Raw genomic sequence first — 24374 nt, forward strand, 5'->3', positions numbered from 1 at the left:
GTTAAAGCCCGACTGCTGACAGCGTATATGCATAGCTTTTATCAGTAAATTGCTTATCTTCTATTTGCTCTGCAACTCTTACTGCTAACTTATCTAACCGACGCTGTTCGCTTATCGTTATTTTATGCTTATTAAAAATACTTAGGTTTATATTTTTAATGTCGGAAATGAGAGCCACCTTTGACCACAGATAAGCCAGCTGGTAATCTCTTTTATGCATGTATGCCGTGATAATGGCATACAGCAGTTTGGTGGTCATGGTGCTACTATTGCCTAATTTAGAGTTGTCTAATTGCGAGCTGTTAAATTGCGCATTATCGTCAAGTAGCGTGATACCTTTCAATAAATTAGCGATAGCTTTGTCGGTATTGTGGCCATAAATGTTAGCAATAGCGAAATACAGCGCGGGATCATCGAAGCTTTGCTGTTTGGACAAGGCGATAAAGCGTTGTTTAGCATCTTCGTTATGATGCGATACCCAATGATAATTGAGTATATAGGGGTTATTACTACTGCGCGTCTGTTTTTCTAATGCGATAAGGTCATCATAGGTACTTAACATGGCTGATACACGCTGGGTTTTTAATTCTGGGTGTTTTCTTGGCTCGATTAGCGCGGCTATCTTGATACACTCTTGGTAATCGCTAAGCGCCGTTAATAACGCGTATTGTGCTCGCTCGCTGGCATTTTTTTGCGCCTTAAAACGGCTGGTGATGAGGTTATTTCTTTCTGTCTGACACCATTTATCGGTATTTAAATCGGCGCAAATAGCCCCATCGTTTTTGCAAACCGCTACAGCATCGTGAGGGTCGCTACATGATGTTAATAAACCAGTAATAATAACTGCTGGAATGAAACGACTAATAGAGCGTAAACGATGCATAAAACTAACACTAAAGTAGGTGATGACGAAACCCTACCATAGATTAACTCATACTGTCTAATGAGGGATTTAAATTAGTTAAGAGGCTCAACGCCTCCGCAATCAACTCGGTTACAAAGCGAACAAGCGGAAAAAGTAAAGCCGTTCCTATTTCATTGTTAAATATTTGTGTTTTGAATGAAAGCTGGAAAGTAAAAAAAGACCTAATTCACATGATTAATTGGTAAGTTAATGGTTATTTTTGTATGATTACGCTATCAAATTGATTGAATTTCAGTCGATAGTTATACGACTGTTATTTTAATGTTTTTTACATGCAGTTGTGATTAAGAGGAAAAAAGATGCCATCTGAAAGTCATTTGTTGAACTGGCAAGAGAGCCAAGAACTCGCTGAATCTATGCTACCGTTGTTAGGAAAGCTATATCGTAATAAAGGCGTAGAAGTATTAATTTACGGTCGCCCATTACAAAATGCAACAGCAATTGATCTCCAAAAAGCACACCGCGTAGTGAAACGTCATGAAGGTCGTATTTTACCGTTCACTGAAACTTTCCCATTACTGCAAATTATCAGCGAACTACCAATTAGTAATGCTCAAATTGATATCGGACGTTTGGCTGTACGCTATTGGGCTGATAATGAAGATTCTACTGGTCTCGATGCATTCTTACGTGCTGAATTAGCACCTGCATTAAATAACGATACTCAGATTGAACCTCGTGATGTTGTGCTATACGGTTTTGGCCGTATTGGTCGTTTACTTGCGCGTTTACTTGTTGATAAATCGGGTGCGAGCAATCTATTACGTTTACGTGCCATTGTTGTACGTGGGGGTCCTGGCGATATCGAGAAGCGTGCTTCTTTATTACGTCGTGACTCGGTACATGGCCAGTTTAATGGCACGATTGATATTGATGAAGAAAACAATGCCATCATTGCCAACGGTACTTATATTAAGCTCCTCTACTCAAATGGTCCTGATCAAATCGATTACACTGCGTACGGCATTCACAATGCGTTAGTAGTCGATAACACGGGTATCTGGCGTGATACTGAGGGCCTAAGTCTGCACTTAAAAGCCAAGGGTACAGAAAAAGTATTATTAACCGCACCAGGTAAAGGCGATATTAAAAATATTGTTTATGGTGTTAACCATATGGATATTTTACCTGAAGATAACATCATATCTGCAGCAAGCTGTACCACGAATGCAATCACACCGGTACTGAAAATAATCCAAGATAGATATGGTATTGCGAACGGACACGTTGAAACGGTGCATTCATATACTAATGATCAAAACTTGATTGATAACTACCATAAAGGTGATCGTCGTGGCCGTGGCGCTGCAATGAACATGGTATTAACGTCAACCGGCGCAGCATTGGCTGTAGCAAAAGCACTGCCTGAACTAAAAGGTAAGCTGACTGGTAACGCAATTCGTGTCCCTACGCCAAACGTATCAATGGCAATCATTAACTTAAACCTTGAGAAAGAAGTTGAAAGAGAATCTCTAAACAGCTACTTACAAGAAATGTCGTTAAGTTCGCCATTACACAATCAAATTGATTTCAGTACATCTAAAGAATTAGTATCAACAGACATGGTTGGTAGCCGTTTCTCTGGTATTGTTGATTCATTAGCCACGATTGCTCAAGGTAACCGCGCTATATTATACATTTGGTATGATAATGAGTTTGGTTATAGCTGCCAAGTATTGCGCGTAATGCAAAAAATGGCTGGTATCAACATGCACGAATTTGCATAAGAAAACTGTGTATTAAGATTAAGATTGTATTATTAAGGAAGCCAATTGGCTTCCTTTTTTTGTTTATAGCAAGCCGACGCGTTTCTGTGAAACGAGTAATGTACGCACGATGTTGTAGTTTAAATTAGTGCGTATTTATAGTAGGGTTGCAGTATATATCATTATTCAGCAGGGGACGCCCCTGAGCATTAACCAAGGACGTAAAGATGTCAGTTGATAAGTTACTTGAAAGCATGACACCAGAAGTATATGAAAAGCTTAAAACGGCTGTAGAGCTAGGTAAATGGGAAAGTGGTGTGGTATTGACGCCAGCACAAAAAGATAGCTCACTGCAAGCTGTGATGCTGTATCAGTCACGATTCAATACCGAACCTGAACATTTTACAATTGGTACTGATGGTGAAATAGCCATGCTTAAAAAATCAGTGTTAAAGCAACAATTCAGAGAGAAAAAAGCAGCGCAGGAAGAAGAGATTTTACGCGTTGATGTTGAATGATCTATAACGACTTGTAATCAAGATATTGGGCTGTGGACTTATAATCGAGTTGTAGGTAGTCTGAAATTGAGGGGGGGGATAGAGTAGTTGCGGTTGTTGAAAATGCAGTAAATTACAGACCTAAAAAAACCAGCCTTACGCTGGTTTTTTTAGAGGCTCGTGATTAACGGGCACGGAAGACGATACGACCTTTAGATAAATCGTAAGGTGTTAGTGCTACAGTTACTTTATCACCAGTAAGAATTCGGATGTAGTTTTTACGCATTTTACCAGAGATATGCGCAATAACAACGTGGCCGTTTTCTAATTCAACACGAAACATTGTGTTAGGAAGTGTATCTAGAACTGTACCTTGTAGTTCAATGCTGTCTTCTTTTGCCATGAGTCCTCTTAAAATTTAATTATAATAGCTATATTTGACCGCAAGATGATGCCAGATTTACACAGGCCTGTATATATTATAGGTAAGTTATTTACGTTTTATTTTCTTAACGCTTATTATTGACTCTTCGGCGGTATTAGCCCTGCCACTTTCCTGCAATTAAGCGCTGATGTGGGTTAAAGTTAACCTTGTAATTCATCTTGCTACATTGATCTACTTGATAGCCTAAATACAGCCATTTCTTTCCTGTGTTCTTTGCTAAAATTAGTTGTTGTAAAATTGCATAGGTACCTAAGGAGAGAGTCAGGAACTTAGGGTCATAAAAGCAATACATGGCACTCATGCTATCTGTCATCACATCGGTGACGGCGACCGCGACGAGGACGTTATCAAGATAAAATTCGAGAAACGTTGGCGTTAACCAGGCGCTAGTAATAAAACTATCATACTGAGACTGACTGGCGGGATACATAGCGCCATCACTGTGCAGGGTATTTATGTAACGCTCGTATAATGGATAATAATCTGATTGTGGCTGGTGGCTAACCCGCATTTCAATGTGCTTGTTTTTGTTGAGTAATCGTTTCTGGCTTTTGCTTGGCTTAAATAACTGACTATCAATGCGGATTGATTGACATGCTTGGCAAGTTTGGCAATGCGGTCGATAAACATCATTGCCACTGCGACGAAAACCGTTAAATAGTAAAACTTCATAACCGGATTGATCATGTAATTTTGCATCTTGAACAACGAGGATTTGCTCTTGTTGATCATTTAGGTAGTTGCAAGGCACTGGTGGGGTTAAGGCGACTTTAATCATATTGTGATTCCTAGGTATTGGCCTTATCTATTAAGTCTAATACAAGCGCTTGAGGCTGCCATCGCTGTTGTTGAACTGTCGTGTTCTGACTGTTGAGTTGGTTGATAAAAGTTTCGCGGCTAATTTCAATTGCGCCTAGTGATGCGAGGTGTTTATTATGTAATTGGCAATCAATCAATTTACAGCCAATATTCAGCAGATGTTGTTGCAGAGCGATAAAGGCGATTTTAGAGGCGTCAGTAACGGTATGAAACATAGATTCACCACAGAAGATATCGTCAATATACAAGCCATATAATCCGCCGACGAGTTGCCCCTCTTGCCATACTTCAATAGAGTGTGCAAAGCCCATTTTATGCAGTTGTAAATAGGCATCTTGCATGGTAGCCGTGATCCAAGTATCACTCGAATAACCACGTGGTTCTGCGCAAGATTCAATCACCTCTGCAAATGCATTATTAATCGAAAAGGTAAAGTTTTGACGACGAAAAGACTTACGTAAGCTACGTGATATATGCATCTTACCGGGTGCTAATACCATGCGCTGACTTGGTGACCACCATAGAATAGGCTGACCGTCTTCAAACCAAGGGAAAATACCTTGCTGATAAGCATGTACAAGCCGTTCTGGATTGAGATCGCCACCCATAGCAAGTAAACCATCGGGCTCAGCTAACGCAGTATTAACTGCTGGGAAGTAACTTAAGTCGTGATTCAGTTCTGGTAAATAGATTGGCATAATAGGAGGAGTCTTGAAAAAGGGTCTTGAAAAAGGTGATACCCTCGGTATCACCTTAGCAGAATAAACAGATTAATCGCCTAATCCATCCAGAAAACGTTCTGCATCTAATGCAGCCATACAGCCTGTTCCAGCTGAGGTAATTGCTTGACGATAAATGTGGTCAGAGACGTCGCCTGCAGCAAATACACCTGGGATAGTGGTTTGCGTTGCGTTGCCTTCGGTGCCCGAATTTACTTTCAAGTAACCGTCTTTCATGTCTAACTGATCGATGAATAAGTCAGTGTTTGGTTGGTGACCAATCGCAATAAAGGTACCCATTACATCAAATTCAGTTGCTTCGTCAGTACGTGTATCACGTATGCGCACACCCGTTACGCCCATATCATCACCTAATACTGCATCAAGTGTTTTGTTTAGGTGTAATGTAATATTACCGTTCGCTACTTTTTCTTGTAAGCGTTTAGTTAGGATCTTCTCACTACGGAACTCTTCACGACGGTGAATTAAATGTACTTCAGATGCGATGTTTGATAGGTAAAGCGCTTCTTCAACCGCGGTATTACCACCACCAACCACAGCTACTTTTTGGTTACGATAGAAGAAACCATCACAGGTTGCACATGCTGATACACCACGGCCTTTGAATGCTTCTTCTGACGGTAGACCAAGGTATTTTGCTGATGCGCCAGTACAAATGATTAATGCATCACAGGTGTATTCAACATCGTTACCTTTTAACTTAAATGGGCGTGCTGATAAATCAACATCGTTGATATGATCAAAAATGATCTCAGTTTCAAAACGCTCTGCGTGCGCTTTCATACGATCCATTAATGCAGGACCCGTTAGCCCTTCTGCATCACCCGGCCAGTTTTCAACTTCAGTTGTCGTTGTTAATTGACCACCTTGCTGTATACCTGTGATTAATACTGGGTTTAGATTAGCACGAGCAGCATAAACTGCTGCTGTGTATCCTGCTGGACCTGAGCCTAATATAAGTAGACGGCAGTGTTTTGTATTACTCATTACGATTCCTTTAATACCAATAATTGTGGTCAATTGTAAAAACTTTGTGGCGCGGGGTAAATAGGTGAGTAAAAATATTTTTTTAAAATGCATAAAAATGCATAAAAATGCAAAAATAGTGAAAACTGCGTTTCAGCTATATATTTTGCATATTCCCCCTTTCAATGGAATTAATGTTCTGTTAATGTCTGTTTATACCAACGAAACGTCTATTTCGATAGTTGTTACATAAAACATCGATGTTAGCCTATTGTTATGCAGGCTGCGTCTTTGTAAAGATTATGTTCCTCTGTACAGGGGGGAACGTAACATAAGCCTCGTAAATTGAATTATTGTAGGCTATTATAATCTTGGTTAGAATTTAGCTAGCACTTTAAGTTGGTTCTAACTATGGCGTATTCAAATGAATGGATTATTTGAAAAACTAAGTTTTACTGGGATGTAAAAGGGTGGAAACAATAATGATGGAAGTAAAAACTCGACCAATGAAGGAACTAGATCGAATCGACCGTAATATTCTTAATGAATTACAAAAAGACGGCCGAATTTCCAATGTAGAGTTGTCGAAACGTGTAGGCTTGAGTCCTACGCCATGTTTAGAGCGCGTACGTCGCTTAGAACGCCAAGGATATATTTTAGGTTATACCGCAATTCTAAATCCACAATTTCTGGATGCTTCATTGCTTGTTTTTGTTGAAATTACCTTAAATCGTGGTGCTGCTGATGTGTTCGAGCAATTCAACAAAGCTGTTCAAGAACTTGAAGAAATTCAAGAATGTCATTTAGTATCTGGCGATTTCGATTATTTATTAAAAACACGTGTATCTGATATGTCAGCTTATCGTCGTTTACTTGGTGAAACACTATTACGTTTACCGGGTGTTAATGACACACGTACCTATGTTGTTATGGAAGAAGTTAAACAAAGTAACCGTTTAGTTATTAAAACGCGTTAATCTCACTGTTTATACATAATCTTTTAGCGTAATCCTAGATTAACGCAAATAAAGTGATAAATAATCAACAAGCGGCATATTGCCGCTTGTTTTGTTTCTAGCATTTAATTAAAGTTGATAGCATATATACCCAAGTAACCTTAATTCGGTTTGCTGATATCGCATCTTGAAGTAAGTTGGGTAAAGTAGATAACGTAACATCGTCGCTTTCAAGAGTCATAAATCAAGATGAACAAATTTAATTTAGCTATTCCATCCAAATATCTTGCGCCATTATCCGGTATCCAGCGTGTCTTTGAAGTCGGATTTATCCTGTCTACCTTTATTGCTTGTTATGCCATGGTCGCATTAGTGAGCTTTGATCCTGCCGATCCGTCATGGTCGCAAACCAGCTGGGAAGGCCCAGCTAAAAATGCCGCCGGCTCATTCGGTGCTTGGATCGGGGATGTGCTGTTTTTTACCTTTGGTCTTTATGCGTATGTAATACCATTGGCATTTGTGTCATTAGCCTGGTTTATATTTTGGCGTCCAAGACAGCTTGATGAAATAGACTTTTTTACTGTCGGTTTACGTATGATCGGTACATTATTATTACTTATCGGTGTGTGTGGATTGGCATCTGTTAACTTTGATGATCTGTATTATTTTTCATCGGGTGGTTTAATTGGCGATGTTGTTGAACAGGCAATTAGTGAGCTATTTGGGGTGTTAGGATCAACGCTTATTTTACTGAGTTTTGTCGCGATTGGTTTTACGCTGTTAACGGGTATATCTTGGTTGACTATCGTTGATATGCTTGGCGCTGGGGTGATTAATATTTGCCAATATAGCATTGATAAAGTGACAGCATTAAGCAATCGACAAGCGTCAGTCGTGGCTAATGAAGCCGTGGTTGATACGGAACACGATGACCTGAGCGTGTCGAAAATAGCGGAGACGCCAATAACTGTACAACCAGTAGATGCACTTGATGACGTAACGGATATGTCATTTACTGCTGCCCGACAAGAACCATCAATATCAGCATTTGAGGTCTCAGATGTTGAGCCTAATGATGATGATCAATTTACGCGTGATAATATGATTGCCGCCGATAACGTTGATCGACAGAATGTAGATGACGATAGCGCTGACGAAACGATTATTGTCGAGCAACAATTAGAGTTAGACCAGATGGAACCAGTATTGGCACCGGTATTCCAGATTAATAATAATAATACTGATACTGATACTGATACTGATACTGATAATGGTTTTGAAATTGTTGGTGACCAAGTCGTATCAACTAATCCACTGCAATTTAAAGAAAAACCAGTTACTTTACTACCGGGATTAGAGTTATTAGATAAACCCAATAAAAAAGCCAATCCGATATCTCAAGCCGAGCTGGATCATGTCGCGCGCTTAGTCGAAGAGAAATTATTAGAATTTAATATTATAGCGAAAGTGGTTGATGTGTATCCAGGGCCGGTTATTACCCGTTTTGAATTAGATTTAGCGCCAGGTATTAAAGTCAGCAAGATCTCAGCATTATCGAAAGACTTAGCCCGTTCATTATCTGCGATGAGCGTACGTATTGTGGAAGTGATCCCGGGTAAATCGGTTATTGGCCTTGAACTGCCGAACAAGTATAGAGAAACAGTTTATTTATCTGATGTGATGTCTAGCCCAGCATTTATTAACGCCAAGTCAAAAACATCCGTGGTGTTAGGTCATGATATTGCGGGTGATGCCGTGGTGGTCGATTTAGCTAAAATGCCGCATTTATTGGTTGCTGGTACAACAGGCTCGGGTAAATCGGTGGGTGTGAACGTGATGATCATGAGTTTGCTGTACAAGGCATCGCCAGAAGAAGTGCGTATGATCATGATCGATCCAAAAATGTTGGAACTTTCTGTGTATGAAGGTATCCCACATTTATTAACCGAAGTCGTTACCGACATGAAAGATGCCGCAAACGCGCTGCGCTGGTGTGTGGGTGAAATGGAACGACGTTATAAATTATTGTCAGCCGTTGGTGTTCGTAACTTGGCTGGCTTTAATACTAAAATACAACAAGCGATTGATGCTGGCCAGCCAATACTCGACCCGTTGTGGAAGCCAGGCGATAGTATGGATGAGACCGCACCAGAGTTGATTAAGCTACCTGCGATTGTGGTTATCGTCGATGAGTTTGCCGATATGATGATGATTGTGGGTAAAAAAGTTGAAGAACTGATTGCACGTATTGCGCAAAAAGCGCGTGCTGCGGGTATCCATTTAATCTTAGCAACTCAACGTCCTTCTGTTGATGTGATCACTGGCTTAATTAAAGCGAATATCCCAACCCGTATTGCATTCCAGGTATCAAGTAAAATTGACTCTCGTACAATTCTTGATCAAGCGGGTGCTGAGACCCTATTAGGGATGGGTGATATGTTGTATCAGCCTGCGGGTACCAGTGTGCCAATTCGTGTTCACGGGGCATTTGTTGATGACCATGAAGTACATCGTGTGGTAGCCGATTGGAAATTACGTGGTAAACCGAATTATATTGATGAGATCTTAAATGGCGAAGCGACCGCTGATACCTTACTGCCGGGTGAAGTCGCTGAAGGTTCATCTGATGTTGATGAGTTATTTGATCAAGCGGTATATCATGTAACAGAAACGCGTCGAGGTTCTGTCTCGGGCGTACAACGTAAATTCAAAATCGGTTATAACCGTGCCGCCCGTATTGTCGAAGAGATGGAAGTGCAAGGTATCGTCAGTTCTCCAGGGAATAATGGTAATCGAGAAGTACTGGCACCACCGCCACCAAAGGATTAATTGATGAGAAATAAAATGTCATTAAAAAAAATATTAGCAACCGCAGTATTAATGACTGCGTCTATGCTAACGAACGCGCAAAGCGTAAAACAAGAATTACAAGACCAACTTGCTCAGTTAAAGCCATTCAGTGCTGACTTTACTCAAATAGTGACGTCGGCTGAGGGGGATAACCTTTCGACTGCACAGGGCGTGATGCAATTGCAGCGTCCCAATCAATTTCGCTGGGAAACCGTGTCACCAGACGAACAGTTAATTGTTTCTGATGGTGAAAGTATATGGTTGTATAATCCTTTTGTGGAACAAGTTAGTATTTACTCACTTAAAGATGCCATTGCTAATACCCCCTTCATGCTTATTGCGGGGTCAGAGCAAACGGCTTGGGAAAGTTATCGAGTAACAAAACAAGCCGGTGTCTATACCGTGATCACGCCCAATGATCCTACCGCAGCGGTATTGACCTTACAGTTTAAGCAAGGTGAAATCACCCAATTCTCGGTACAAGAGCAACAAGGTCAACATAGCCAATTTGCTTTAACAAATCATAAGACAATGAACAAGATCGATCTTGCGCTGTTTACTTTTAATATCCCAGAAGATACAGATATAGATGACCAACGCTAATGAATAATACGATGTCACTTGATTTTAGTTCTGATTTCCAACCACTAGCGGCCAGAATGCGACCAGAAAAAATGTCGCAATATATTGGCCAAACCCATATTCTCGGTGAAGGAAAACCCTTACATTGTGCATTATTAGCTGGTCATGCCCACTCGATGATTTTATGGGGACCACCTGGCACGGGGAAAACCACCATCGCAGAGATGATCGCGCATTACTGTGATGCCAAAGTTGAGCGAGTACATGCCGTTACATCAGGTATTAAAGATATTCGTTTAGCGATAGAAAAAGCCAAAGATAATGCCATTCAAGGTTTCCGTACCATTTTATTTGTCGATGAAGTGCATCGCTTTAATAAAAGCCAACAAGATGCATTTTTACCGCATATCGAAGATGGCACCATTATCTTTATCGGCGCGACGACCGAAAATCCGTCATTTGAATTAAACAATGCATTGCTATCACGTGCCCGTGTGTATGTACTGAAAAAGTTAACCGCTGACGAGATCCAACAAGTTATTGATCAAGCATTAGCGGATACGCGTGGTTTAGCCAAAGTTAAATTTAACTTTGCGCCAGGTGTTAAAGAAAAACTCTGTGAGTTAGCGGATGGTGATGCCAGAAAGAGCCTTAATTATCTCGAACTATTAAATGATATGGCGGAAGATGAAGGGCAAGGCAAATTTATCACCCTTGAAAGGCTGATGTCTGTGGTGGGTCGTAAAGTAAATAGTTTTGATAATAAAGGTGAGCTTTACTATGACCTGATGTCAGCACTGCATAAATCAATCCGTGGTTCATCACCGGATGCCGCCTTGTATTGGTTTGCACGTATGCTCGCTGGTGGCTGTGATCCCCTACATGTGGCGCGCCGTTTGCTGGCTATAGCCTCAGAAGATATTGGTAATGCTGACCCAAGAGCAATGCAAGTTGCCGTATCGGCATGGGATTGTTTTAGTCGCGTTGGTGCTTATGAAGGTGAACGAGCCATCGCTCAAGCCATTGTCTATCTGGCATCGGCGGCCAAGAGTAATGCTGTGTATACGGCATTTTCGCAGGCCAAAATGTTAGTACAAGAACAACCTGATTTTGATGTGCCGATGCACTTACGCAATGCGCCGACTAAACTAATGTCGGATCTCGGCTATGGTGATGGTTATCGTTATGCGCATGATGAAGTAGGGGCGTACGCATCCGGTGAATGTTATATGCCGGAAGCATTACAAGGTACTAAGTTATATCATCCTGTGGATCGAGGTGTTGAAAAGCAAATTAAGCAAAAACTCGATTATCTCCATCAACTTGATCTCAATAGCTCTCGAAAACGCTATTAATAATTAACGGTACGATCAACGAATAAATGAAGCAGGGTACGATCAATGAATAATTTAGCATTATACGGTTTTGTTGCACTTGGTGGTGCAACCGGTGCAGTCTTGCGAACGTTTATTGCCCAAACTGCAACCGCTGTGCTGGGTAAGGGCTTTCCTTATGGCACGTTAATCGTCAATATCCTCGGGTCATTATTGATGGGTATATTGTTTGCCTTGCTTGATAATAACCTTGTTGTGGAAACGCCCTGGCGGCAACTTATCGGCTTAGGCTTCTTAGGTGCATTGACGACGTTCTCGACATTTTCGATGGATTCGTTGTTGTTATTACAGCAAGGTGAGTGGTTGAAAGCAGCGCTAAATGTATCTTTAAACGTGTCAGTGTGTATTTTTGTTGCATATTTAGGTATGCGCTTAGTCTTTCGAGCATAAAGCCCCGTATTTTAAGTATAAATACCGTGATGAAAGTGTAAATTCACGTTAAAATAATACGTGTTAATAATACCAACAGATATTTCTGACCGAGTGCAAGGAAACAGTACTCAGGTCGAAATAAAACAAGCAGAGTAGGTAAAGAATGTTAGATCCTAAATTTCTTCGAGCAGACTTAGAAGAAGCTAAACAGCGTTTAGCGAGCCGTGGTTTTGAACTAGACGTTGATACAATCAGATCATTAGAAGAACAACGTAAAGCATTACAGATCCGTACAGAGCAATTACAGAATGATCGTAACGTACGTTCGAAATCCATTGGTAAAGCAAAAGCAAGTGGTGAAGATATTCAACCACTATTAGCTGAAGTGGGCAAATTAGGCAAAGAGCTTGATGCAGCTAAAGCTGAACTCACTGAGTTACTGACTAAAATTGAAGATATTGCACTATCGCTACCAAACCTACCACATCCATCGGTACCACAAGGTAAAGATGAAAATGACAATGTAGAATTAAAGCGTTGGGGTCAACCAAAAGAATTTAATTTTGAAATTAAAGATCACGTTGATGTAGGCGAAGCGCTTAACGGTCTCGATTTTAAAACCGCAGTTAAAATTAGCGGTTCACGTTTTATTGTTATGCGTGGTCAAGTTGCACGTATGCACCGTGCTATCGCGCAATTCATGCTTGATACGCACACAGAAGAACACGGTTATACCGAATTATATGTTCCTTACCTTGTTAATACTGACTCGCTATACGGTACTGGTCAATTACCTAAATTTGGTGACGACCTGTTCCACACCAAACCAGCAACAGAAGAAGGTCAAAGTCTAAGCCTGATCCCGACCGCTGAAGTACCGATAACAAATACAGCGCGTGATACCATTACCGATGAAGTTGATCTGCCGGTACGTTTGACTGCACATACGCCTTGTTTCCGTAGTGAAGCGGGTTCATATGGTCGTGATACACGTGGTCTCATTCGTCAACATCAGTTTGATAAAGTCGAAATGGTGCAACTTGCGCACCCAGATAAATCATACGAAGCACTTGAAGAGATGCGTCAGCATGCTGAAAACATCTTGATCAAGCTTAACTTGCCATACCGCGTTGTGACATTATGTACGGGTGATATGGGCTTTGGTGCTGCGAAAACATATGATTTAGAAGTATGGGTTCCGGCTCAGAATACGTATCGTGAAATTTCTTCAATATCAAATTGTGAAGATTTCCAAGCTCGTCGTCTACAAGCGCGTACGCGTCTTAAAGACAATAAGAAGCTGGTACTTCTACATACACTAAACGGTTCAGGTTTAGCGGTAGGTCGTACACTTGTTGCGATCCTAGAGAACTACCAGTTAGAAGACGGTCGTGTTGAAGTGCCTGAAGTACTACGAGGTTACATGGGCGGTCTCACGCACATGGGTTAATCTGACGGCTAATAAAAAATGTGTTAAATAAAAGCCCCGCTGAGTTATGCGAATAATTCGGCGGGGCTTTTTGGTTTCTAGTTTAACAAAACCCCGTCATTAATCATGTTATGGGGCCTGTTAATCTAAAGTATCAGTTAAAGGCATTTTGCTGGTTTAGGTAAGCCTGCAATTTTGGTTGCTTGTTTCGCTGGGCCTTTAGGAAACAGTTTATATAAATAGATACTATTGCCTTTATCAGCACCGAGTTTCTTCGCCATCGCTTTAACTAATGCGCGAATAGCGGGTGAAGTATTGTATTCGAGATAAAAGTTACGCACGAAGTGAACAACTTCCCAATGTGCAGGGCTTAAGCTGATACTTTCTTGTTCTGCAAGCAGCGGCGCAAGTGCTTCGCTCCAATCACTCGAGTTAAGTAAATAACCTTGTTTGTCGGTGGAGATCTCTTGTTCGTTGATAATTAACATAGGCTTAAACTAATCGTAGAGGGAAAATAAAAAAGCCTCGTCAAACGAGGCTTTTCACTATTTAGCAACAACGAGATTAGTCGTCGCTACTCATAATACCTAAGATTTGTAATAAGCTAACAAAAATATTATACAGAGATAGGAAGATGGTTACCGTCGCTGAGATGTAGCTTGTTTCACCACCATGAATGATTGAACTTGTTTGCATCAAGATTGCAGCAGATGAAAACAGAATGAACATGGCACTGATTGCGAGGCTAAGCGCTGGGATTTGTAAGAAGATGTTACCAATCATAGCCACGATAAGTACCACAAAACCTGCCATCATCATGCCATTAAGGAAAGACATATCCTTCTTTGTTGTTAGCACATATGCAGACAGAGCAAAGAACGTAAATGCAGTACCAGCAAATGCCATTACCACAATGTCACCCATACCTGCACCTAAGTATCGGTTAATTAATGGGCCTATGGTATAACCTAAGAAACCGGTGAACAAGAATACAAATAGAATACCCATTGAATTGTTACGGTTTTTTTCTGTTAGGTACATTAAACCATACACACCGACTAAGGTAATGATGAAACCTGGAGACGGTAAATTTAATGTAACCACTGCACCAGCAACTAACGCTGAAAATGCCAGTGTCATCGCTAATAACATATAGGTATTTTTAAGTACCTTATTCGTCGCGAGTACGCTTGTTTGCGACTGAGTCTGAATCGTACGTTGTTGCATTGTGTCTTTTCCTTAGTAATAAACACTGCCAGTTAGAGTCTTAGTATACGCTAAAGTTCCGACATAATATGACGATATTGTTAATTTATAGCCAAATAAGTTAAAAACAAGCCTTTTGACTTGAAAACGTGATTAATTCGGTAAAACACTTTATCTTTTTTTTAAACTCTGTATTATACGCTCCATTGCTGCGGAGGGGTGGCAGAGTGGCCGAATGCACTGGTCTTGAAAACCAGCAGGGGTTAATAGCTCCTCGAGAGTTCAAATCTCTCCTCCTCCGCCATCTATATAGAGAAGGCGTTATCTGAAAGATAGCGCCTTTTTGCTATCTGGCATTCCTTAATCTACCTAATCTATTCAGTTTATCTACTCATCCAATCTGTTTTATACAGTACCTTCAAGTAGTGCGGCACGTTGTGCGTTCCATAATTTTCGTTGTTCGTAGTAATAATCCCAAACGCAAGGGCAGCAAGCGCCACCGCCACAACAATCATCATCTGCGGGTGGGTAGGGCTTTTCAATTAGCTGTGGTTGCGATTTTTCCATTGATTTATCCTTTTCGCTAGCGATAGACAAAATGTAACATATTTTTTAATGACACAGATCAAATCAGTGGTGGTTAATTAATAATCTGCTGTATTATCAATTATAAAAATATGTATGTCGTTTATATATCTATATACATAGCTTGATATGTCAAATTTTTAGTAATGATGGTTATTTTGCTAACTGCACCGCATTTTAGCTTTAAAGTAATATAGATATTAAATTATTGATATATAATGCCATATTATTATTGGGTATAAATATATTAGCTTCCATGATTAGTTAGAGGACAAAAATAACAACCTATTTTTGACCATCTAATGTATTATGGTTTTTAGAAATTATATGTATGTGTATGCGGAGAGATTCTTTTGATTAATGTATTCCTTGTCGATGATCACGTATTAGTCCGTACCGGTATTCGCCGAATTCTTGAAGATGTACGTGGTATTAAAGTCGTGGGTGAAGTTTCATGCGGAGAGGATGCCGTTCAGTTTTGTCGAGAAAACCAGCCAGATGTGATCTTGATGGATATGAATATGCCAGGTATTGGCGGATTAGAAGCAACACGTAAAATTTTACGAAATAATCCTGATATTAAAATTATCGTATTAACAATACACACGGAAGCACCTTTCCCAAGTAAAGTAATGCAAGCAGGTGGGTCTGGTTATTTAACTAAAAGTGCAGCACCTGACGAAGTATTAGGCGCTATTCGTAAAGTGCATAGTGGGCAGCGTTATATTTCGCCTGAAATTGCACAACAGATGGCATTAAGTCAATTTTCATCTGCGGACGAAAATCCTTTCCAAAACCTGTCAGAGCGTGAGTTACAAATCATGATGATGATTACGAAAGGGCAAAGAGTGGTCGATATTGCCAAACAGCTACACCTTAACTCTAAGACAGTTAACGCTTATCGTTATCGCTTATTCAGTAAGCTTAATATTAATGGTGACGTAGAGCTGACTCACCTCGCGATCAGACACGGTATCTTAGATGCAGATACACTATAATTAAGTATTACGTTAATTAACATTAATTGAGAAAGATGTCTTCGGGCATCTTTTATTTTATGCCTGAAAAAGAACAATTCAATCATCAAGATTTCTTAAAAACGGTCTCACACCAACCTGGTGTTTATCGAATGTATGACCATAAAGACGTGGTTATTTATATCGGCAAAGCCAAAGATCTGCATAAACGCCTAACCAGTTATTTTCGAAAAACCGTCGATCGTGAAAAAACCCGGGTACTGGTTACGCATATTACCAATATTGATGTCACGGTAACGCACTCAGAAACAGAAGCGCTGGTACTTGAACATACCTATATTAAGCGTTATCAGCCGCGTTATAACGTTTCGCTGCGGGATGATAAGTCTTATCCTTACATTCTGATCACTGCTCACAAGCATCCACAGCTAACTTCTATTCGCAGCAAGAATAAGCGCAAAGGGCAATATTTTGGTCCCTATCCAAGCGGCAGTGCAGTGCGAGAAAGTCTGCATTTAATGCAAAAGCTATTTCCTGTACGTCAGTGTGAGGATAGCTATTATCAAAATCGTTCGCGACCGTGTTTACAATTCCAGCTCAAGCGTTGTTTAGGGCCCTGTGTGGAAATGGATAATCCTGAGGAATACAACCAGCAGGTTGACCTTGCTGCATTATTTTTGAAAGGTAAAAATATCGACGTCATTAATGAATTAGTGATGAAGATGGGAAATGCCAGTCAGCAGTTGGATTTTGAAGCTGCCGCACGTTATCGCGACCAGATCCAAGCATTAAGAACTATCCAAGAGCAGCAATACGTAACGTCTGATTTAGGTGAGATGGACGTCATTGGTTTTGCCTATAAAAATGGTATCGCCTGTGTGCATTTATTATTTGTACGGTCAGGTAAAGTATTTGGCAGCCGCAGTTATTTCCCTAAAGTACCCGCTGATACTGATATTAGCGAAGTGATCCAAGCCTTTTTATTACAGTATTACCTGAATAAAGACACACAGCAGGCCATCCCTAAAGAAGTGTTGCTAACTGAGTTACCAGAAGATAATGACCTGATTGAATCGAGTTTAAGCCAGCTGGCAGGGCGTAAAATAAAGCTGATGAGTCCTAAACGTGGTGACCGGCATAAATTTTTAAGGTTGGCGCTTACTAATGCGGAAACCGCACTAACAACTAAGTTAGCCACTAAAAGTACCGTGCTAAATCGTTTCAAAGCATTAGAAAAAGTATTGAAGTTTGATGGCAAGATCCAGCGTATGGAATGTTTTGATATTAGTCATACGGGTGGCGAGCAAACCGTGGCATCTTGCGTGGTGTTTAATCGTGATGGACCCAATAAAACCGATTACCGACACTATAATATCAGTGGCATTACCGGTGGCGATGATTATGCCGCCATGGCTCAGGTATTGGACCGCCGCTTTAAGAAAATCACTGACGTTGACAAAATACCGGATATTTTATTTATTGATGGTGGTAAAGGTCAAATGACCCAGGCGGAACGAGTGCTCACTCAATACGCGGATAATTTTGTGATTAAGCGACCACTAATCATTGGTATTGCTAAAGGCGTGACGCGTAAAGCGGGTTTAGAGACATTAATCTTATCGGGGGCGTTAGATAACGTACCTGATATCGAATTTTATTTACCCAGTGATTCGCCCGCATTGCATCTAATACAACATATTCGTGATGAATCCCATCGCTTTGCCATTACCGGACATCGTGCGCGCCGCAATAAAGTCAAACGCACTAGTGGGTTAGAAAATATTTCAGGGGTTGGGCCGAAACGTCGTCAAGTATTACTCAAATATATGGGTGGCTTACAGCAATTACGTCGTGCAAGTAGGGAAGAAATTGCAAAAGTACCAGGTATAAGTATTGATTTAGCAGAAAAAATTTATGATTCGTTGCATCAATAAGCAAGATATAGGACTATAGAGGGGTTTAAATTTCAAAAGCATGAGAATAATGAAAAACATACCCAATATTTTAACTTTGTTTCGCGTGATTTTAATTCCTTTTTTTGTTCTCGCGTTTTATTTACCAATTGAAAATTCATTTTATATTGCAGCTTCGATCTTCTTTATCGCTGGCGTAACAGATTACCTTGATGGTTATATAGCAAGACGTTGGAATGTATCAAGCAAGCTGGGCGCATTCCTTGACCCTGTCGCCGATAAAATCATGGTAATCACGGCGTTAGTGATGGTTGTCGGTGATCACGACCGTATCGCTGCAACAGTTGGTGAGCACAGTGCATTATGGATCATGATCCCTACGCTTATTATGATTGGCCGTGAACTGGCTATTTCAGGTTTACGTGAATGGATGGCTGATCTGGGTAAACGTGCAAACGTTGCGGTGGGTAATGCCGGGAAGTGGAAAACCAGTTTGCAAATGTTGGCGCTAGGCGGTTTCATTTGGCAACAAGGTCCTTGGATGGTTTACCTTGCTTATCTCGTGTTCTATGCGGCGATGGTATTAACCGTTGTTTCTATGCTGCAGTATTTTGCTGCGGCGTGGGGCGAGCTAACTAGCGAAGATTAAAGCGTCAGTTCTAACGACAATTGAGGTTATGGTTAGAACATGTCGTTAACATGGTATTATTTAACCCTTTTTAGCTAAAATACACACTGCTTAGGTTGAAACGTAAGCGTTTTTATTAGTGCTGATAAAAGGGTGTTGACTCTCTCTTTTAGGTCTGTAGAATGCGTCAGCACATAGAGCCTATAGCGATTTAACTAAAATAGCTTAGATGACATGCAAAAGAAATTGCCCGAGTGGTGAAATCGGTAGACACAAGGGATTTAAAATCCCTCGCTTAATAGGCGTGCCAGTTCAATTCTGGCCTCGGGCACCAATTTCTTTTTGTTAGATATAACATTAAACATATACTTTAAATGTAAAATATGGCGGGTTGGCAGAGTGGCTATGCAGCGGATTGCAAATCCGTGGACCTCGATTCGACTTCGGGACCCGCCTCCATGATTTAGCTTGTAAGAGCAAGTTTATTGGTTCTGCACTGGAATGGATAAACTATAAATGTTTAGCGATAAGCGTTTATAAAAAGAATTCAGTGCCCGAGTGGTGAAATCGGTAGACACAAGGGATTTAAAATCCCTCGCTTAATAGGCGTGCCGGTTCAATTCCGGCCTCGGGCACCAACTAATACTAGCAATAGTATATCCAGCTAAGATGTAAAATTAGCACCCTGTATTAGCAGCTAAAGTTGTGATGGCAGGATTTGGCGGGTTGGCAGAGTGGCTATGCAGCGGATTGCAAATCCGTGGACCTCGATTCGACTTCGGGACCCGCCTCCATGATTTAGCTTGTAAGAGCAAGTTTATTGGTTCTGCACTGGAATGGATAAACTATAAATGTTTAGCGATAAGCGTTTATAAAAAGAATTCAGTGCCCGAGTGGTGAAATCGGTAGACACAAGGGATTTAAAATCCCTCGCTTAATAGGCGTGCCGGTTCAATTCCGGCCTCGGGCACCAACTAATACTAGCAATAGTATATCCAGCTAAGATGTAAAATTAGCACCCTGTATTAGCAGCTAAAGTTGTGATGGCAGGATTTGGCGGGTTGGCAGAGTGGCTATGCAGCGGATTGCAAATCCGTGGACCTCGATTCGACTTCGGGACCCGCCTCCATGATTTCAGCTTGAAAGAGCGAGTTTGTTAGTTCTGCACTGGAACGGATAAACTATAATAATTCAGTGCCCGAGTGGTGAAATCGGTAGACACAAGGGATTTAAAATCCCTCGCTTAATAGGCGTGCCGGTTCAATTCCGGCCTCGGGCACCAAGCTTTATAAAAAGACCAGCTGATAGCTGGTTTTTTTATGTCTAAAATTTAGCCGCTCTTATTATCCCTACATGATGCTCTCAGTTTGTACCGCGCGAGTATTGATGATTATGTTACTGCCGACTATGCTTAATTATTACATTTTCATTTAGCCAATAGCGGTAGTTTCACTGCTGTTATGGTCTATCTGGGTTAATATTCGGGAGAGATTAAGACATGAAACCTTGTTATTACATACATTTAATACTGTTATGTACATTGCTTAGTCCTTTCTCTAGCGCAGCGCCGTATGAAGCAACAGCCGATGAAAACACGTTTGTTATTGCTAATACATTTTCCAATACTCGTTGGGAAGATAAAGCCCTTTCCGATGATGTGTATGATGATCCCTACCAAATATCTTTGTTTTCGACACCCCATGGTGAGGATGGTGAACGGCTATGGTCGCAAACAAAATCGGTTGCCTGGTATGGTGTTGGTGTTGCAGGTTTTCTGGCTTTGCTGCCAACTGATATCACTAACTGGGAAACGAGCGATGAGCGCCTCATTGAAAAATGGTGGGAGAATGTGAGGCAAGGACCCGTTTGGGATCGGGATGCATGGTATATCAATTACATTGGTCACCCTTATTTTGGTGGCGTATATTACCAGTCGGCACGTAAATCGGGCTACCGACAGTGGGATGCCTTTATTTATTCTGCTTTGATGTCCACTTTTTATTGGGAATATGGGATAGAGGCTTTCGCCGAAGTACCTGCACTGCAAGATTTGGTTGTTACACCTGTTCTCGGTTGGGTCTACGGTGAGTGGGCATTTAACCAGGAACGTGAAATTATCCTCGGGGGGGGAACGGTGTGGGGTTCAGCTGCACTCGGTAATACCGCGTTGTTTTTTCTCGATCCTGTGGACAGTATTGGCCGTGGCATTAACCAGTTGGTTGGTAAGCAGGTGGTTATAGCTGGCACTGGCTATGTGGGCATTAAGGAAGTGAGCTTACCGAATGGCAGTTCGGAAACCCAGGTTAAAATTAATCTGAGGTATGCGATGGGCAACGGTAAAGGCAATTCGACCAAGGCGCGTAGCGATATGTATCATTCTGCAGACATTGAAGACCCAGTCGATTTTGGTATTGTTGGTTTTTCTGTGGGTAGCGCTTATCTTAATTTGGATGAGTCTTGGGGTCTTGAAAACAGCTGGGCACCTACGTTCAGCCTCGGCCTATACTTTACTCCCCAGTTTTCGTCACGGCTTAGTTATAGTCGTGGTGAGATGAAAGAAAAAACCAGCGCCGAGCGAGTGGTCTATGAGAGTTATAGTGTTGATCTGCAGTATTATTTCAATGCGGATCATGATTTTCGTCCTTATGTCAGCGCCGGATTTGGAGAAGCGTTGAAAGATCAGGATCGAGATATCAAAACCGCGCAGGTTAACGCTGGCTTTGGCGTGTACTACAAATTGGATCGCAATTGGGCGCTACAACTTGCCTGGCACCATTATTATGCTACCAAGTTCTCAGCAAATGACGATCTAGCCAGTGGGCAACTCATTTACCGTTTTGGTAATGGCGAACGTTAATACTGGCTTAACAGATTCTTTAGTTTGCTAATTATTGTGAAATTACGGCTGATTTTGATACCAAAGGGTATAGGCATAATAAAAATGGTTTGGTCGAGTTAGAGGAGGCGGATAGAGACTATGTGAATGGACTTGACCCTTATGATAGTCCATCAGATTACGTTGGTGTCGGGAATGAACCGTTTGATGGTAAGTTTACGGATAATACTAATGTCACAGCTGCCTTTAACAATGATTGTAGCGAGATATGGGGTGCTGGGGATTGGCAGTCAGAGTCTCTCACTTCTTAACAGATGATAATGGCGATGCTGATTTATATGGTCATAGAGAGCAGTTGGATGTTAAACCCCATTTAAAATGTCATGTTTTCTCACCAATAGAAATGTCGCTTTTGGTATTAATTAAAGATATGTAACAAACGGCGACAAATCAATTTTTCAGTCACCGCCTTGATGAGCTTGGCTTAAACTCATCGGGGTTAACTAACACTGGGTTTATGGCTCTAAGTTGCGCTATTGCTCGTTTCTGAGCAGAACGTTTAGGTGCTTTTTTACTGCGTGAACGCTTATCTTCCATCTCTAATATTCGTTGTTCCGTTTGAGCTAGTTTTAGCACTGCGCCAAGCCGTTTATTATCAACAACCTGACCTTGATTTACTTTTTGGAGCTTATCAAATATTTGATATTTTAACGTTCGATGTCCATAGTGAATTGCAATTGTGCCATCTGGATAATCTAAAACCTTAACCGTTTCACGCGTTAATCGATTATTTTCTTCAGTTGATTCAATCATATAAAGCACCTTGTCGTATTGTAAAGTTAATGAGTTCGATAATTTTCGGTGTTCTTGCCAAGAGAAAATATCTTCTAATTCATAAGGTTGCTCGGTAACCGACCTGTGCATATTTTTGGCGTAGAGCGGGGGTTTTGCAAACCGGCGATTGAAATCAGCTATAAATTTCGGTAACCATACATTGGCGTCTTCGATATTATCAATCCCTTCAAGACGCATTTCTTTAATCAATCGGTCCTGTAATGTTTTGTTAGCACGTTCAACGCGGCCTTTAGCTTGAGAGCTATTAGCACAGAGTAACTCTATGTTTAGGTCTTTCAGAGCTCGGCCAAATTGCGTTATTTTAGCCGTTTTAGCATCGCGACTATTAACTCTAAATACGGAATGTTTATCTGAATAAAACGCGGTAGGCTTGCCATATTGCATTATATATTCACGTGTTATGGCCATGTAATCGAGCGTGGTTTCTGCATTAGTAAATCTCAAACTCATGATCTGACTGGTAGCATCATCGATATAAACGATCAGGCAACATTTATCGCTGCGGCCTTCAAACCAGTCATGATGAGAACCGTCAATTTGTATGAGCTCACCAACGCAATCACGACGATAGCGAGGTTGATATACTTGAGGCTTACGTTTGGCATGCGGCAACCATAGACCGTCAGTGATCATCCATTGACGCAGGGTTTCAACACCAACTGAGATAGCATGTAGTTCGGTGAGTTTTTCGTGTGCGAGAGTTGGACCAAAATCTTGATAATGGATTTGAACCAGGTCAAGAACGTGTTGTTTGAATTTATAGGAATGGTGGTGATTACTTGGCTGGCCACGTTTATGTGAAATCAAACCTTCGGCACCATGTTTTAAATATTGCTTCGTCAGTCGATATACTTGCCGTGGACTTAGGTTAAGAAGCGCGGCAGCATCGACGCCAGAGATGCGTTTATCAATAACATTTTTGATGGTATTAATTTTGTATATTTCAATATCAGTCATAGTCAGTAACATCATGTAGGTCCAGAGCGTCGAATTGATGCTCTGAAGATAGTTCAACATGACATTTCTAACGGTGACAAACCTGACATCTCTAACGGGGACCTACAGTTGGAACAACAACTGTTAGCGTTTATGTTCAATACACGTCACCGTCTTAGTCCGGATGGATTAAGTGGTAGTGCAACGACTGAATTTAATGGTGATTTAAAATCAGTAAATGAAATTATTAACAGAGCAATTACAGTTTGGCAATCAGGTACAGATGCTGAGCGGATAGCATATAAAGATATGTTTGATGGGCTGAATAATAATGCAGTTGTTATTATACCGGGTTCGTCAGGGGACTGTCCTGAACCTTTCCCTGCAGAGGATTAAATTAAGTCTATATAGATAAATATATTGTTGCCGTTATGGCAGCATTTTTATGGTTTGATTTTTAACCAGTTAACAGCAAGATTAACATTTTTAATTGACGGATTCTTAGAATCAGGTAGAGTAAGCGCATATCCGGTTAGGCAGCTAGCTTAACAGTTTATCACTCAGCCCGAGTGGTGAAATCGGTAGACACAAGGGATTTAAAATCCCTCGCTTAATAGGCGTGCCGGTTCAATTCCGGCCTCGGGCACCAAATTTAGAAAAAGGCTTACCTAACGGTAAGCCTTTTTTGCTTTCTGAAGCTTAAAATAATTCTTGTTTCTCGAATCACTAGTGTTTATGATAACCAATTACTCTTTAT

General features: G+C 41.0%; 23 protein-coding genes and 9 tRNA genes. 23 read left to right on the forward strand and 9 right to left on the reverse strand.

Annotated features, from left to right (window positions below):
- Position 1 precedes the first annotated feature (1 nt).
- Entirely contained in the window at positions 2-883 is an 882-nt protein-coding gene (locus MORIYA_RS19555) for a DUF2989 domain-containing protein (RefSeq protein WP_112717961.1), read from the reverse strand.
- Positions 884-1224: 341 nt separating this feature from the next.
- Here MORIYA_RS19555 and MORIYA_RS19560 point away from each other — a divergent pair, with 341 nt between their 5' ends.
- Both MORIYA_RS19560 and MORIYA_RS19565 read left to right on the forward strand, forming a co-directional pair.
- Positions 1225-2652, forward strand: coding sequence for a glyceraldehyde-3-phosphate dehydrogenase (locus tag MORIYA_RS19560; protein WP_112717963.1), 1428 nt, complete (start codon positions 1225-1227; stop codon positions 2650-2652).
- Positions 2653-2858: 206 nt separating this feature from the next.
- Positions 2859-3149, forward strand: a complete 291-nt coding sequence (locus MORIYA_RS19565; protein ID WP_112717965.1) for a YeaC family protein — start codon at positions 2859-2861, stop codon at positions 3147-3149.
- A gap of 163 nt (positions 3150-3312) precedes the next feature.
- On the opposite strand, the gene infA is transcribed toward MORIYA_RS19565, so the two are convergent.
- The 4 genes from infA to trxB form a co-directional block, all read right to left on the reverse strand.
- A complete protein-coding gene (gene infA / locus MORIYA_RS19570; protein ID WP_112717967.1) occupies positions 3313-3531 on the reverse strand; it encodes a translation initiation factor IF-1 in 219 nt (72 codons plus the stop codon).
- A 136-nt stretch (positions 3532-3667) separates the two neighbouring features.
- Complete coding sequence (locus MORIYA_RS19575) at positions 3668-4351, reverse strand: arginyltransferase (protein WP_112717969.1); 684 nt, start codon at positions 4349-4351, stop codon at positions 3668-3670.
- A gap of 10 nt (positions 4352-4361) precedes the next feature.
- Positions 4362-5090 carry a leucyl/phenylalanyl-tRNA--protein transferase gene (aat, locus tag MORIYA_RS19580; protein WP_112717971.1) on the reverse strand — a complete coding sequence of 243 codons (729 nt, stop codon included), beginning with the start codon at positions 5088-5090 and terminating at the stop codon, positions 4362-4364.
- Positions 5091-5162: 72 nt separating this feature from the next.
- Entirely contained in the window at positions 5163-6119 is a 957-nt protein-coding gene (trxB, locus tag MORIYA_RS19585) for a thioredoxin-disulfide reductase (protein WP_112717973.1), read from the reverse strand.
- A 461-nt stretch (positions 6120-6580) separates the two neighbouring features.
- On the opposite strand from trxB, the gene lrp reads away from it, so the two are divergent.
- The 6 genes from lrp to serS all read left to right on the forward strand — a co-directional run bounded on the left by lrp (position 6581) and on the right by serS (position 13702).
- Positions 6581-7075: a leucine-responsive transcriptional regulator Lrp gene (gene lrp, locus MORIYA_RS19590; protein ID WP_043994525.1), complete on the forward strand. Its 495-nt coding sequence runs from the start codon at positions 6581-6583 to the stop codon at positions 7073-7075.
- Between the two features lie 228 nt (positions 7076-7303).
- Positions 7304-9883: a DNA translocase FtsK gene (locus MORIYA_RS19595; protein WP_112717975.1), complete on the forward strand. Its 2580-nt coding sequence runs from the start codon at positions 7304-7306 to the stop codon at positions 9881-9883.
- Positions 9884-9886: 3 nt separating this feature from the next.
- Positions 9887-10507 carry an outer membrane lipoprotein chaperone LolA gene (lolA, locus tag MORIYA_RS19600; protein ID WP_112717977.1) on the forward strand — a complete coding sequence of 207 codons (621 nt, stop codon included), beginning with the start codon at positions 9887-9889 and terminating at the stop codon, positions 10505-10507.
- Positions 10507-11841: a replication-associated recombination protein A gene (locus MORIYA_RS19605; protein ID WP_112717979.1), complete on the forward strand. Its 1335-nt coding sequence runs from the start codon at positions 10507-10509 to the stop codon at positions 11839-11841. The genes lolA and MORIYA_RS19605 overlap by 1 nt, the downstream gene beginning before the upstream one ends.
- Before the next feature lie 45 nt (positions 11842-11886).
- Complete coding sequence (gene crcB / locus MORIYA_RS19610; protein WP_112717981.1) at positions 11887-12270, forward strand: fluoride efflux transporter CrcB; 384 nt, start codon at positions 11887-11889, stop codon at positions 12268-12270.
- A gap of 145 nt (positions 12271-12415) precedes the next feature.
- Complete coding sequence (serS, locus tag MORIYA_RS19615) at positions 12416-13702, forward strand: serine--tRNA ligase (protein ID WP_112717983.1); 1287 nt, start codon at positions 12416-12418, stop codon at positions 13700-13702.
- Between the two features lie 137 nt (positions 13703-13839).
- On the opposite strand, the gene MORIYA_RS19620 is transcribed toward serS, so the two are convergent.
- Positions 13840-14169: a TusE/DsrC/DsvC family sulfur relay protein gene (locus tag MORIYA_RS19620; protein WP_112717985.1), complete on the reverse strand. Its 330-nt coding sequence runs from the start codon at positions 14167-14169 to the stop codon at positions 13840-13842.
- Between the two features lie 76 nt (positions 14170-14245).
- A complete protein-coding gene (locus MORIYA_RS19625) occupies positions 14246-14908 on the reverse strand; it encodes a Bax inhibitor-1/YccA family protein (RefSeq protein WP_112717987.1) in 663 nt (220 codons plus the stop codon).
- A 192-nt stretch (positions 14909-15100) separates the two neighbouring features.
- Between MORIYA_RS19625 and MORIYA_RS19630 the strand changes: the two genes are divergently transcribed.
- Positions 15101-15191 (forward strand) — tRNA-Ser (locus tag MORIYA_RS19630).
- A gap of 101 nt (positions 15192-15292) precedes the next feature.
- Here MORIYA_RS19630 and MORIYA_RS19635 read toward each other — a convergent pair.
- Positions 15293-15454 (reverse strand): oxidoreductase-like domain-containing protein, encoded by a 162-nt coding sequence (locus tag MORIYA_RS19635; RefSeq protein ID WP_112717989.1) that lies wholly within the window; start codon positions 15452-15454, stop codon positions 15293-15295.
- A gap of 371 nt (positions 15455-15825) precedes the next feature.
- On the opposite strand from MORIYA_RS19635, the gene uvrY reads away from it, so the two are divergent.
- The 12 genes from uvrY to MORIYA_RS21120 all read left to right on the forward strand — a co-directional run bounded on the left by uvrY (position 15826) and on the right by MORIYA_RS21120 (position 22137).
- Positions 15826-16470 (forward strand): UvrY/SirA/GacA family response regulator transcription factor, encoded by a 645-nt coding sequence (gene uvrY / locus MORIYA_RS19640; protein ID WP_112717991.1) that lies wholly within the window; start codon positions 15826-15828, stop codon positions 16468-16470.
- A gap of 35 nt (positions 16471-16505) precedes the next feature.
- The gene (gene uvrC / locus MORIYA_RS19645) at positions 16506-18383 is read left to right on the forward strand and encodes an excinuclease ABC subunit UvrC (protein ID WP_112717993.1); all 1878 of its coding nucleotides are present in this window, start codon (positions 16506-16508) and stop codon (positions 18381-18383) included.
- A gap of 49 nt (positions 18384-18432) precedes the next feature.
- A complete protein-coding gene (pgsA, locus tag MORIYA_RS19650; RefSeq protein WP_112717995.1) occupies positions 18433-19011 on the forward strand; it encodes a CDP-diacylglycerol--glycerol-3-phosphate 3-phosphatidyltransferase in 579 nt (192 codons plus the stop codon).
- A gap of 227 nt (positions 19012-19238) precedes the next feature.
- Positions 19239-19324: transfer RNA gene (locus MORIYA_RS19655), tRNA-Leu, on the forward strand.
- Positions 19325-19375: 51 nt separating this feature from the next.
- Positions 19376-19449 (forward strand) — tRNA-Cys (locus MORIYA_RS19660).
- A gap of 93 nt (positions 19450-19542) precedes the next feature.
- Positions 19543-19628: transfer RNA gene (locus tag MORIYA_RS19665), tRNA-Leu, on the forward strand.
- Positions 19629-19710: 82 nt separating this feature from the next.
- A tRNA-Cys gene (locus tag MORIYA_RS19670) sits at positions 19711-19784 on the forward strand.
- Between the two features lie 93 nt (positions 19785-19877).
- Positions 19878-19963, forward strand: a tRNA-Leu gene (locus tag MORIYA_RS19675).
- Positions 19964-20045: 82 nt separating this feature from the next.
- Positions 20046-20119, forward strand: a tRNA-Cys gene (locus tag MORIYA_RS19680).
- A 67-nt stretch (positions 20120-20186) separates the two neighbouring features.
- Positions 20187-20272 (forward strand) — tRNA-Leu (locus MORIYA_RS19685).
- Between the two features lie 216 nt (positions 20273-20488).
- Complete coding sequence (locus tag MORIYA_RS19690) at positions 20489-21847, forward strand: DUF3943 domain-containing protein (protein ID WP_112717997.1); 1359 nt, start codon at positions 20489-20491, stop codon at positions 21845-21847.
- Positions 21848-21969: 122 nt separating this feature from the next.
- Positions 21970-22137, forward strand: coding sequence for a hypothetical protein (locus MORIYA_RS21120; RefSeq protein WP_197713407.1), 168 nt, complete (start codon positions 21970-21972; stop codon positions 22135-22137).
- A 151-nt stretch (positions 22138-22288) separates the two neighbouring features.
- Here the strand turns inward: MORIYA_RS21120 and MORIYA_RS19700 are convergent, their stop codons facing one another.
- A complete protein-coding gene (locus tag MORIYA_RS19700; RefSeq protein WP_112718476.1) occupies positions 22289-23638 on the reverse strand; it encodes an ISNCY family transposase in 1350 nt (449 codons plus the stop codon).
- Between the two features lie 108 nt (positions 23639-23746).
- On the opposite strand from MORIYA_RS19700, the gene MORIYA_RS19705 reads away from it, so the two are divergent.
- Both MORIYA_RS19705 and MORIYA_RS19710 read left to right on the forward strand, forming a co-directional pair.
- On the forward strand, positions 23747-24013 hold the full coding sequence (locus MORIYA_RS19705; protein ID WP_112717999.1) for a hypothetical protein: 267 nt from the start codon (positions 23747-23749) through the stop codon (positions 24011-24013).
- 167 nt (positions 24014-24180) lie between these two features.
- A tRNA-Leu gene (locus tag MORIYA_RS19710) sits at positions 24181-24266 on the forward strand.
- Positions 24267-24374 lie beyond the last annotated feature (108 nt).

This window comes from Moritella yayanosii, assembly GCF_900465055.1.
In the GTDB taxonomy this organism is placed as follows: Bacteria; Pseudomonadota; Gammaproteobacteria; order Enterobacterales; family Moritellaceae; genus Moritella; species Moritella yayanosii.

Coding starts and splice junctions, on each gene's coding strand:
- serS (WP_112717983.1), top strand. CDS start 12,416: ATGTTAGATCCTAAATTTCTTCGAGCAGACTTAGAAGAAGCTAAACAG.
- MORIYA_RS19700 (WP_112718476.1), bottom strand. CDS start 23,638: ATGACTGATATTGAAATATACAAAATTAATACCATCAAAAATGTTATT.
- MORIYA_RS19625 (WP_112717987.1), bottom strand. CDS start 14,908: ATGCAACAACGTACGATTCAGACTCAGTCGCAAACAAGCGTACTCGCG.
- lrp (WP_043994525.1), top strand. CDS start 6,581: ATGATGGAAGTAAAAACTCGACCAATGAAGGAACTAGATCGAATCGAC.
- MORIYA_RS19595 (WP_112717975.1), top strand. CDS start 7,304: ATGAACAAATTTAATTTAGCTATTCCATCCAAATATCTTGCGCCATTA.
- pgsA (WP_112717995.1), top strand. CDS start 18,433: ATGAAAAACATACCCAATATTTTAACTTTGTTTCGCGTGATTTTAATT.
- lolA (WP_112717977.1), top strand. CDS start 9,887: ATGAGAAATAAAATGTCATTAAAAAAAATATTAGCAACCGCAGTATTA.
- trxB (WP_112717973.1), bottom strand. CDS start 6,119: ATGAGTAATACAAAACACTGCCGTCTACTTATATTAGGCTCAGGTCCA.
- MORIYA_RS19555 (WP_112717961.1), bottom strand. CDS start 883: ATGCATCGTTTACGCTCTATTAGTCGTTTCATTCCAGCAGTTATTATT.
- infA (WP_112717967.1), bottom strand. CDS start 3,531: ATGGCAAAAGAAGACAGCATTGAACTACAAGGTACAGTTCTAGATACA.
- MORIYA_RS19620 (WP_112717985.1), bottom strand. CDS start 14,169: ATGTTAATTATCAACGAACAAGAGATCTCCACCGACAAACAAGGTTAT.
- MORIYA_RS19605 (WP_112717979.1), top strand. CDS start 10,507: ATGAATAATACGATGTCACTTGATTTTAGTTCTGATTTCCAACCACTA.
- crcB (WP_112717981.1), top strand. CDS start 11,887: ATGAATAATTTAGCATTATACGGTTTTGTTGCACTTGGTGGTGCAACC.
- uvrC (WP_112717993.1), top strand. CDS start 16,506: ATGTCTTCGGGCATCTTTTATTTTATGCCTGAAAAAGAACAATTCAAT.
- MORIYA_RS19690 (WP_112717997.1), top strand. CDS start 20,489: ATGAAACCTTGTTATTACATACATTTAATACTGTTATGTACATTGCTT.
- aat (WP_112717971.1), bottom strand. CDS start 5,090: ATGCCAATCTATTTACCAGAACTGAATCACGACTTAAGTTACTTCCCA.
- MORIYA_RS19565 (WP_112717965.1), top strand. CDS start 2,859: ATGTCAGTTGATAAGTTACTTGAAAGCATGACACCAGAAGTATATGAA.
- MORIYA_RS19575 (WP_112717969.1), bottom strand. CDS start 4,351: ATGATTAAAGTCGCCTTAACCCCACCAGTGCCTTGCAACTACCTAAAT.
- MORIYA_RS19635 (WP_112717989.1), bottom strand. CDS start 15,454: ATGGAAAAATCGCAACCACAGCTAATTGAAAAGCCCTACCCACCCGCA.
- MORIYA_RS19560 (WP_112717963.1), top strand. CDS start 1,225: ATGCCATCTGAAAGTCATTTGTTGAACTGGCAAGAGAGCCAAGAACTC.